This is a genomic window from Nocardia sp. JMUB6875, from assembly GCF_041154655.1.
Lineage (GTDB): Bacteria > Actinomycetota > Actinomycetes > Mycobacteriales > Mycobacteriaceae > Nocardia.
In genome coordinates, this window is the sequence record NZ_BAAFGR010000204.1 from 1 (window position 1) to 11,915 (window position 11,915).

Genomic DNA, 11,915 nt, shown 5'->3' on the forward strand with positions numbered 1-11,915 from the left:
CCGCCACCCCGGACGACCCCGACGCCTGGTTCAACGAACAGCGAGCCATCCAGGCCGACTGGGTCGCCCACATGGACGCCAAACGCGCCCAATGGCTCCACGAGATCGCCGACACGCTCGAGCCCAGCACCCCCGCCGAGCGCGACGCACGCTTCGAAGCCCGCATGGCCGATGCCGAAGCCCGCCTCTCGGCCCTGCGCGCGGAGTACATGTGGGACTTCGCCGGTGGCCGCCCAGAGGAAACCCCCACCGTCGAGGTCAAGCGGCCGCCGGAGTCGAATCCGGATGAGACGCCGACTGTCGAAATGAAGCGGCCGGAGCAGTCGAATCCGGACGAGACGCCGACTGTCGAGATGCCGCGGCAGGAGGAGACTCCCAAGCCGCCCGCGGATCCGGCCGAGGCGTCGCCCGGCTTACAGGCTGCCGTCGACCATCTGCGCAATTCGGCCGCGGAGGCCGGAGAGCGCCCCCGGAGCCTCGAGGATCAGGTCTACGGTGCGCGCCTCACCGACGCGCTCGGCCTGGTGGAGGCGCTGTCCAAGCGTCCGGATGCGCTGTCCGCGCTCCGGCATCTCGCCGAAAGTGCCAGAGCCGACGGTCTTTTCGAGGATCCCGCGCACGGTCTCGGCGAGCGCCCGCACGCGCCCGCGGCGGGTGAGCCGCGCACCCACACCCTCGAGGAGTTGCGCACCGAACTCCTGCGCCGCCTCGGCCTGCCCGAAACCACGCCGGACGATCAACTACCGCGACTCGCGGGTGATCAACAGCTGCGGAATCTGTTGCGCGCGGGCGGAATCGAAGCCCTTCGTGATGCGGCACTCCAGCACGACACCGCGACCGGCGCGGACCGTGTGCGCGCGGCCCGCGCCCGCGACGAATGGGCCCGCCTGCTCGGGGTTGACGAATCCCTGCTCGATCCGGCCCGCACGACCCCCGAGCAGCGCAGCGCCGTCCTCGACGACCTCCGGGCCGAAACCCTACGCCAGGCAAGCGATGTCGCCGATCTCATGGTCGCGAGCTTCTACCGCCCGGCCTCGGACCACGCCCACGTGGTCCTGGAGGCCGATGGCGAGCGCGTCCACATCCGCGTCACCGAGGACGCCGACGGCCGCAAGCACGCGGAGATCGTCCAGCGCCCGGACCTGCCCCGCGAAACACCAGCGCAGACAAAGGAACCGGAGAAGCGGCCAGGCTGGTTGAAGCGCATGTGGCGGCGCATGATGCACGGCTATCACGGCCAGTCGCCGAAGTATCCGTCCGGTTCGGGCAACGATTCCAAGGGCCAGACCATGCTGGCCATGGAGATCGGCTACCTCACCCACGATGAGGCGCTGCTGCATCTCAAGGACAAGTTCAACCCGGCGCGCATCCTCAAGGAGTCCGCGACCCTGTGGAAGGAGCGCGAGCGGCTGCCGCTGGTGCGTCACCTCACCGCGCGGGTCGCCGACGTCTCCGCGGACGCCATTCCCATGCGCACCCGCGACGGCGGCGAGTACCGCCCGTGGGTCACCGAGGCGGATCCGCGAATCCGCGCCGAGATCGAGGAAACCCTCCGCGGCGCGAACATGCCGATCGAATCGGAAATGCCGGAGCCGCAACACGAGCCGCTCGATCGCGGCCCCGCCCTGGAAGCCCCGGCCCCCCGCGAGTGGAGCGCCGACCTGCCGCAGCCCCTGGTCGACGCGGTCACCACCCGCGATGCCGCACTGGGCGATCTGGTGCGCCTGGCCGACGAACTGGGCATCCGCATCCCCGACGACGATCCGCGGACGCTGCGCCGCGTGGTGGACGAGGCCGTCTACAAGCTCATGCGCCGAGCGGGCGCGATCGAGGCGCTGCGCGACGCCGGCGAACGCTGGCTGATGGAGGATGCGCAGATCCCGTTCAGTCGCGAGGTCAGCATCTTCGACAAGGATCCGCTGGGCCGCTACCTGAAGGAATTCGCCCACGCCCAGGCGCTTCGCGACGAGGAGGCCAAGGCCGCGCGCCGCCGCGAGGAGGCGGGCGTCGCCCCCGACGACGATTCGCTGGAATTCCGTCCCCGCCGGCCGCGCGTGTCCTTCCTGGATCTGCAGGGCGTCAATAACGGCGGTGAATGGCCGCGCCACTTCGCCGACGGCGACGAGGAACTGTCGAATCGGCGCGAGGGCCGGCTGTTCGAGGACGCGTTGCGGCGCGACCAGATCCAGGACGAGCGCTCGAACTGGGCGCAGTTGCTGGACATCGGCCTGGACCGGCTCGGCACCGAGGCGGACCTGAAGCGCGCCATCGCCGAGGCCCGCATGGACGCGCGCGACGAGGGCCGCCGGATCGGCGAACTCGACGAGGCCGTCAAGCATTTCATCGATCTGGACAATGCGGCCCGGCAGCACGCGGCCGACCTGGCCGAGGTGTCCGCGCGCGACTGGGTGCACGATCAGGGCGGCGTCATGCTCGACCCCGAGCACGGCTTGGCGGTGCTGCCGGGCGAGCCGCAACGGCTGGTGGTGATTCGCGGCGAGGCGGATCACGATGTGCGCCTGGTCGATTCGCTGGCCGCGCACCCGGAGATCCGGGACCAGCTCAACCGCGGCGAGCTCCGCCTGGACTATCGCGTGGTGGGGCTGGACGGCGCGGATCGGGTCCAGGTCATCCCGGCGGATCCGCCGCAGCTCCGTTTCCACGAGGTCGAGCTGAATGGCGAGCGCACGCCGGTCGCCCTGCTGCGCAACGGACTCGAGCCCTGGCGCATCGTGGAGCCGACCCCCGAACCGGCCCCGGTCTCGCATACCGAACCGCCCGCCGAGCCCGCCGCACCGCGCGATCCGAACGTGGTGCGCCGCGAGCGCAACGAGGTCGCCTCGCGCCTGTCGGTCTACCGCATGGACCTGGGCGAGAATCTGGCCCGCACCATCGCGGACCTGCACCACGATAATGCCCTGCGCGCCGCCCAGATCGAGGGCATGGCCGACTTCATCCGCAGCTCGGACGCCATCGACAACTTCCACGATCTGGATCGCACCCTCCAGCAGCTGGCCCACCGCCTCGGCCTGGATCCCGACACGCTGACGCCGCGCAAGCTGGCCGAGGCCATGGCCGATCCGAATGTGCGCAAGGTGCGTCGTCTGCAGGCCGTCGACGACCTCATCAAGTACGCGAAGGTGCTGCGCGAGAACGTCGACGAGAAGGCGGTGCTCGCGGCCCGCAAGGAGCTGGCGGCCCGGCTCGAGGTGGAGCCCGACGACCTGTCCCCGGCCAAGGCGCGGAAGCAGGACGGCGAGATCATCGGGTTCGAGCCGGACTCGAAGAACACCGACAAGAAGGCGCTGCTCGACGCGATCAACGACCTGCTGCACGATTCCGAGCAGCGACCCGAACTGCTGGCCGCCCTCACCGAATACGGCAGTCTGCTGGGCGAACTGGATCCCTTCCGGGAGAACCTGCGCTACGACCCGCTGACCGATCCGCGCGCCGTGGACGGCGAACTGCCGATCCACGACGGCGACGCACCGGCCATGCTGCGGGCGTACATGAACGAATCCATCGGTGAGCCACCGCATTCCGATAACCCGTCGGCCGCGGCGGGCGTGTGGTCGCGCCTGCTCGGCGTGCAGATGAACGACTTCGCCAAGACGGCCAAGATCTACACCGAGCAGCTCGGCGGACTGCACGACCGGGTGACCCCGAAGCAGTTCGCCGATGTGCTGACCACACTGCGTGAGACCGGCGACTTGACCGTCGCCCACGAGCGCTACCGCGCGAGCGCCGCCGATCCGACCAAAATCATTACCGAGGAACAGCTCTCGGACCTGGTGCGCGCTGTCCGCAACGCGCGCTACGCGGAGGTGTACGAGGCCTACCGCGACGGCAAGATCGAGAAGCACGAGCGGCGCAGCGCCACCGAACTGGCCGACACCATCGACGCCATGCGCGCCGAGGTGGCCGCCCGCGAGGCCGACATCAAGCTGCTGGAGAAGCTGGCGGCCGAACACGATGCGCTGACCAAACCGCGGTCGCCCGAGGGGCCGCCGCGGGAGCCGCGCGCGGTCGCCACGGATCTGGCCGCCGCACGGCACGAATTGCAGATCGCGGCCGAGGGGCGCGATCACGCGCAGGGACGGGTCTACCGCGAGAACAGCGGCCCCGGGTTCCGCCCGCTGCACGAGGATGATCTGACGCCCGCGCATATGGCCGGGACCACCGACTACCTCGCCAACCGGCCGGCCGAGGAGGGCGGGACACTGCGGGGCCTGGATCAGCGCCTGTCCGATCTCTCCACCGCCGCAGGCGAATTCGACGAGGCGCAGGCCCGCGTGCGCGACCTCGAGGTCGAGATGCGCCGGGCCGTCGAGGCCGACACGCGCCCCGGCGAGACGCCGGTCGATGCCTGGCAGCGTGAAGTCGACACCGCGCGAGCCGAATTGGACGCGCTGCTCGCCGCTGACCCGAACCTGGCCCGCCAGGGCTTCGACCGGATGCTCGAGGACGTCGAGCGCCTGTCCCGCATGCCCCAGCAGTGGGGCGATGTGTTCACCGACGAACTGATTCCGCTGCGCGACGCGGTCCACCGCTACGAGCAGGCCCGCGAATTCCTGGCCGCCGCTGAAGCCGAGGCCGCCGCGGCCGCCCGCGCCGCGGAGACCCCGGAGCAGACCGCCGCCCGCGAACTCGCCACGGCCCGAGACGATCTCGCCAATTCCGACCCAGCCGACCGCACCGCGGCGCAGGATCGGGTCTCACGCTGGGAGGCCGAGCAGCGCCTGCGCGAGGCCAAGGCCGCCGCCGCGTCCGACAGCCCGCACCAGGCCGCGGAACGCGCCCGCGAAACCGCACGCGATCACCTGAACCGAACCATCGAGGACTTCCGCCGGGCAACCGGGCTGGATGTTACCGAGGTCGAACTCGCCCCGGATCGCTTGCGGGACACCATCAACCGTCTACTTCCGGAAGCGGGTGGCAACCTACCCGAGGTGGTCGGGGCCTTCGAACGCCTCCAGGCCGCCGCCGAGGCGCTGCATCGAGCCGATGCCCTGGCCGAATGGGTCGACACCCACTTCTCGGAGACCGGTCCCGCCAACCGTGAGGGCGACGGACTCACTAACCGCGAGGGCGAGGGTCCGACCAACCGCGAAGGCGAAGACCCCGGTGACTCGGGCCCGTCCGGCGCCCCCACCCGGCCGCAGGGTCCGACCAACCCCAACTCCGATCCGTCAACGGCTGCGCGCAAGCCGGAGGGCGAAGGCCACGAGGGTGGCGAGGACGGCTCGCATTCGAATGCCGTGACGCACAACGAATCCGGCGACCCCGACATCGCGTCGACCCTGGACACCCGTCACGATGACCTCGCCGCGACCCCGCCGACCGGTGCGCCCCCTCCCGCCTCGGGCGCGGGAGCCTCAGGTGGCGGGAAGGAGCCCCCGGACCGAAACTCTTCCGCCCCAGCGAATCCCGACCCGGAAGAGCCCGGCAACCAGCACTCGATCCCCGCCAAGCCGGACTACCCGCCGACGGCACATCTGCCCGAGGGCGGCCAAGAGTCGACCCCGCTCCCCGCCAGGCCCGATTACCCGCCGACGGCGCATTTGTTCGAGGGCAACGAGGACCCGACGGTCGATTTGTCGCGCGGCGAGAACGAGCAGACGTTCGCGGGTAATGACGATCCGACGGTCCAGATGGAGCGGGGCAGCGAGGAGGCCAAGCCGCCGGGTAGCGAGGATCCGACCGTTGAGCTGACCCGGCCGGGTGAGAGCGCGACGCTCGAGTTGCCGCGGGTGGAAGAGGAAGGGCTGCCGGTGGATCCGGTGGCGGATTCGCCCGCATTGCAGGCGGCGGCGCGGTTCCTGCGGGAGGCAGTCAACGATCCGCTGACGCCGGGCCGCGAGGTCAACGCGGTGTTGTTCACCTCGCGATTGATGGACGCACTCGGCCTCGAGACGGCTGCGGCGCACCTCAACGATCCGCTCGCCCATATCCGCGAGATGGCCGAAATGGCAAAGGCGCGTGGCTTCTTCGGCGATCCGGACCAGTCCGCTCCGCCGCCCATGCGCGAGGCCGAGGACTATCGGCCGTTGACTCCGGAGGAGCTGTACGGCTCCGAGGAGTATTGGCGCACCGAGGCCGACCCGGCCCAGCTCGCCGCCATTGAAGCGCATCTGCGCGAAACCGGTCTGGATCGTCGTCTCGCCGAGCTCGATGCGGGGGAGACGACCCGGGCTCTCGACCCTGCTGCCCAGCCCCGTGAATTGCCCTCGAGCGCAGTCCATCCCGACGGCAGCGAGCCGGTCCGTGAACGCCCGCTGGAGACTTGGCAGCAGCGCCCGCACGACCCGGACAGCGCCGAATCCCGCGTCTTCACCCTCGACGAACTACGCGAGCGCCTCGCCGGAGAGTTCGGCCTGTCGGAGGAGGATCTGCGCCGCCGGAACCTGCCGGAACTCGTGGGCGACATGCAGTTCCGAAACATGCTGCGCGTCGGCGGCCTGGAGGCCCTCGACCACGTGCTCAGCGCTCACGACGCCGCCACCGGTCCCGAACGCGAGCATCTGGCCCGCGTGCGCGACGAGTGGGCGCGACTGCTCGGCATCCCCGAATCCGCCCTGGACCCCGCCCACACCACAGCCGAGCAGCGCGACGCCGTGCTGGCCGCGGCCCGTGCCGAAACCCTGCGCCGCGCACTGGATGTCGCCGACCTCATGGTGGCCGCCCTGCACGACCCCGCCGCTGGGCACGTGGTCCTGGAAACCGGCGGCGAGCGCGTGCACGCCCGCATCGTCGAATCCGCCGACGGCACCAAGCGTGTCGAGCTGGTGCCGCGCCCCGAACCGGGCCCGCTGCGCCCCGCCGCGAAGCCGGCGCCGAGCTGGATCGACAACCTGCTGCGCCAACTCGACAAGGGCTATCACGGCCAGTCGCCGAAATATCCGTCCGGTTCGCGCTGGGATGGCTTCGCGCAGGCCATGACGGCCGCCGAATTCGGCTACGCCATCCACAACTATGTGCTCGAGCACATCAAGGGCCAGTTCAATCCGATCCGCGTCGCCAAGGAGCTCCTCGGGTTCTGGCAGGATCGCGAGCGCATGCCGCTGATGAGGCTGCTGACCCGCCGGATGGCCGACATCTCCCCGGTTCAGGTCCCCATGCGCACCGCCGACGGGGGTGAATACCGTCCGCACATCACCGAGGCCGATCCGCGTCTGCGCGCCGAGGTCGAGGAATCGCTGCGCCTGGCGGGGATGACGATCGAATCGGAACTGCCCGCGCCGCAGCATGAGCCGATCGATCCGGTGCGGGTCGAGCCGGAACCGCACGGGCTGGGCGCGGAGGTGCCGCAGCCGCTGGTGGACGCCGCCGACGCCCGCGACGCCGCGCTGGCGGATCTGGTCCGCATTGCGCGCGAGTACCGCATCCCGCTCGCCGCCGATGATCCGGAGAGCGTGCGCAACGCCGTCGAGGAGGCGCGGGCCCGCCTCATGCGGCGCGGCGGTGCGGTCGAGGCGCTACGCGATGTCGGGCAGCGTTGGCTGGTCGAGGACGCGGCTATTCCGTTCAGCCGCGAGATCAGCGTCTTCGACAAGGATCCGATGGGCCGGTTCCTGCGCGAGTTCGCGCACGCGCAGTCCCTGGAACAGGAGGAGCGGAAGGCGCACGACCGTCGCGAGGCGGCGGGCGTCGGGCACGATGATCCGCCGTTGGAATACCTTGCGCGCGAACCCAAGCCGTCCGTGCTCGAGTTCGGGGGCGTCAACAATGGCGGCGAATGGGTGCCGCACCTGGACGATATCGACGGGGAGCTGCTCGACACCCGCGAGGGCTTGCTGTTCGAGCGGGCGCTGCTTCGCGACGAGATGCAGGACGAACGCTCGAACTGGGCGCAGCTGCTCGAGGTCCCCCTCGATCGCATCGGGACGCGGGCGGATCTGGACCACGTCATCTCCGACCTGCGCATGGGTATTCGGGACGAGCGCGCCAGGATACTCGAATTCGCCGCTGCCGCAGAGTATTTCCTCGGCGTGGACGGTGAGCTCCGCGAGCGCGTGCACGAGGTCTCCGACCTCGCGGCCCGGGAATGGGCCGATGCCAACGGCGGCGTCGTGCTCGACCGGGAGCACGGTTTGGCGCTGCTGCCGGGCGAGAACGGCGGCCCCGAACGCCTCGTGGTGATTCGTGGCGACGACGCGCACGACAGCCACCTGGTGGACGCGCTCGCCGCGCACCCGGACGTGCGGCGAATGCTGAATCACGGTGAGCTGCAAATCGATTACCGCACCATCGGCCTGAACGAACAGGGCGATGTGCAGGTGGTCGAGAAGACCACGCCCAGTGTGCGCTTCCACGATGTGGACGTGGACGGCCACCAGGTGCCGGTCGCGCTGATGCGTGAGGACGGGCGGGGACCGCGGCTCGTGCAGCCCACCCCGGAGCCGGTCACCGTGCACGAACCGGCGATACCGAGCGATCCGGATACCCTGCGGACCGAACGCAATACGGTGGCGCGCCGCCTGGCGCTCGACACGACCCTGGACCTCGGCGAGAACCTGGGCCGCACCATCGAGACCATGCGGCAGGAACTCGCGCTGCGGGCCGCGCAGCTGGAAGGCATGGCCGATTACATCCGCACCTCGGATGCCATCGACACCTTCTACGATCTGGACCGCGCGCTGGGCAATCTCGCCAACCGGCTCGGCCTGGATCCGGAACAGTTGTCGCCGCGCGCGGTGGCGGAAGCGTTCGGCGACCAGCGTTTCCGGATGGGGGAGCGGCGGCGGCAGGCGTTCGCCGACCTCATCGCCTACGCGGATGTGCTGCGCAAGAACGGGCACGAGACGGCCGTGCTGGCCGCCCGCGATCGGCTGGCCCGCCTGCTCGACGCCGATCGCGAGAACCTGCACGCTCCCAAGGGCGTCAAGGACGCCGACAAGGTCGAGCTCATCGGGTTCGAACCGGACCGCAAGTCCACGGTGCCGGACGCCATCGCCGACGCCTTCGAGAACATGATCTTCCGGCCGGACGAGCGCCGGGCACATGCCATCGATGCGCTGACCGACTACATCGAGGCGATCGCCGCCCTCGACCCCCATCGTGATGGGCTGCGCTACGACCCGAGCACGGATCCGCGTGCGGTGGACGGCGAACTGCCCGTGCATGATTCGAAGGGTCGCGACCTGCTGAATTCGCTCTACGGCGAGTACGTCGGCGAGCCGCCCGGGGCCGACGAGCTGATCCAGGCCGGTGAGGTCTGGCGACGCCTGCTGGGCGTGGACCCCTCCAATATCGACAAGACCGTCCAGCTCTACCAGGACCGCCTGAGCGGCCTGCACGATCGGATGAGCCCGAACCAGCTGCGCGAGGTGCTGCGCACCCTGACCGACACCGCGGGCAACCAGGATGCCGCGTATCGGGTCTACCGCGACAGCGTGACCGACACCCGGAAACTGCTGAGCTCCGAACAGGTTTCGGAAGTGGTGCGGGTGCTGCGCAAGGCCCGCGGTATCGAGGTGTACGAGGCATACCGCGACGGCAAGATCGAGAAGCACGAGCGGCTCAGCCCCAAGGAGTTCTCCAAGGCGGTCGACGACCTGCGCGCCGAGATCCAGGCCCGCAAGGCGGATATCGATCTGCTCGAACGGCTGGCGGCCGCGCACCACGAGCTCACCCATCCGCCGGAACCCGAAGCGCCCCCGCGTGATCCGCGCACGGTGGGTGCGGAGCTGGCCGGGGCCCGGCACGAACTGCAGGTGGCCGAGGAGGGATTGGACTACGCCAAGGGCCGGATGTGGCGCGAGCGCGACGGCGACGAGACCTACCGCCCGCTGGGTGACAGCGACCTGACGCCCGAAAACCTGCCCGGTACCGAGGATTACCTCGCCAACCGCAATCGCGCCGAGGGCGGTGAGCTGCCGGGCAATGAGCAGCGCATTGCTGATCTGTCGTCGGCGGCAGGCGAATTCGATCGGGCGCAGGCCCGCGTGCGCGATCTGGAAGCCGAGCTGGGCCGCGGCATTGAAGCCGGTGCCGAGCCCGGTGAGACGCCCGTGGATGCCTGGCGCCGGGAAGTCGAGGCCGCCCGCGCGGATCTGGCGGCCCTGGTCGCCACCGACCCGGCCGCCCCCGGCGGCATCGACCACGCACTCGACCAGGTCGACCGCCTTTCCCGAATGCCGTTGTCCTGGAACGATATCTGGACCGATGATCTAGTACCGCTGCGCGACGCCGTGCACCGATACCGGCAGGCCGAAGAGTTCCTGGCCAAGGCCGAGGCCGCCCAGACCGACGCCGAGGCCGCCGCGGCCCGCGCGGCGGAGGTGTCCGAGCAGCGAGCGGCTCGCGAACTCGCCGCGGCCGCCGATACGCCCCAGACGGCCGCACACCGCGCCCGAGACGCGGCACACGACAACCTGACCGCGGCCATCGAGGAACTCCGCCGCGTCACCGGCCTGGACGTCACCGAAGCCGAACTGGCCCCGGATCGCCTGCACGACACCATCAACGACCTGCTCGGCCGCGCGGGAGGCAACCTTCCCGACACCGTCCGTGCCTTCGACCGCCTGCGCTCCGCCGCCGATGCCTTCCACACCGCCGAAGCCGTCGCGCACTGGGTCGACAACCACTACCCCGACCCGGTCCGTGCCATCGAGCCCGGCGACGGCGAACCCGGCGGCCCGCCGAAGCCTCCCGGACCCAGCGCCCCGCCCACCGATCCCACCGGCGGCAACCCGGCGCGCCCGGGCCCCACCAAACCCGGCACCGACCCGGCCGCGACCGCCAAGCAGCCCGAATCAGGCGAGCAGCAGGGCTCCGCACAGCAGGAAAACGGTGCGGCGCAGCAACATTCGGAGGAGCCGAACACCGCGCCCGAGCCGGGTGCGGGCGAACGGTCCGGTAGCGACTGGGTAGTCGGTCCGGAAACCCTGCACACCTGGTCGGATCCGAGGTTGGCGGCGTGGGCCGACGAGCAGTTGGCTCGGGCGCGCGCCGCGATCGAACGACGTGACCAGGCGCTGGCCGACCTGAACGAGATCGCCCGGAGCCTGGGCGTGGAACCGGCCGGGCGTACCGCCCAGCAATTGCGTGAACTGTTGCGGCCCTTGGCACAAGCGGAGATTCAGCGTCAGCATGAACTCACGGATCCGCCGCCCGGGTTGCCCGCCGGCGAGGCCATGGCCCGCGTGCGTGCCGCCGAGCAGGCCGAACGGGCGGCGAGTGCGCTGCTCATGAGGATCGAGACGCTTCCCGGGGAGGCCGTGGCAGCGCGGACGGAGGCGGAGCGCCTGCATATCTCCGTGCAGGACGAGGCGATCAACGACATCCTGCGTACCGTCGGGGCCGAGGTTCGCGGCCCCGGAGTCGGGATGGTGCACGACCGGAACATCGTTCTCGTCGTCTCCCCGCTCCGCGACCCGATCGCGGTCCTGGGCGAAGCGAACGTGAATCACATGATCGCCAACGACCTCCGGCTCGCGGCGCGGCTCATTGTCCTGGACTTCGACGGCACCATCCATCTCCACGATCTGGAGCCCCCACTCGCCCCCGAGCCGGTCACCGGATCCGCTGCCGCCGAGGCGAATACGCCGCCCACCGAGGTCAACGGCGCCGTCATGTTCGAGGGCAACCTGCCCTCCGGCCCCGACGCCACCCCGCTCTACCGCGGCGTCCCCCGCCTGCTCCCCGACGGCACGGTCAGCCCGGCCTACCTCGAAGGCCTGCAAGGCATCGTCTCCGCCCGCGGCGACCTCGACCTCGACTACGCCGGCCACACCTCCCACCTCGGCAGCCAGAGCGACGCCACCTCCTGGACCCGCAACCGCTCCGTAGCCGAAACCTTCGCCCACGGCGACGGCCTGATCATGGAATGGCGCACCGGCCTACCCCCCGAAGACGCCACCTGGCGCTTCAAACCCACCTACGACATCGACGACGACTTCTCCCAGGTCCTCATC

The 11,915-nt window shown here is 70.3% G+C and carries 1 pseudogene; it reads left to right on the plus strand.

What is annotated here, in order from left to right:
- Positions 1–11,915: pseudogene (locus ACAM49_RS34490) on the plus strand (hypothetical protein); the annotation flags it as partial.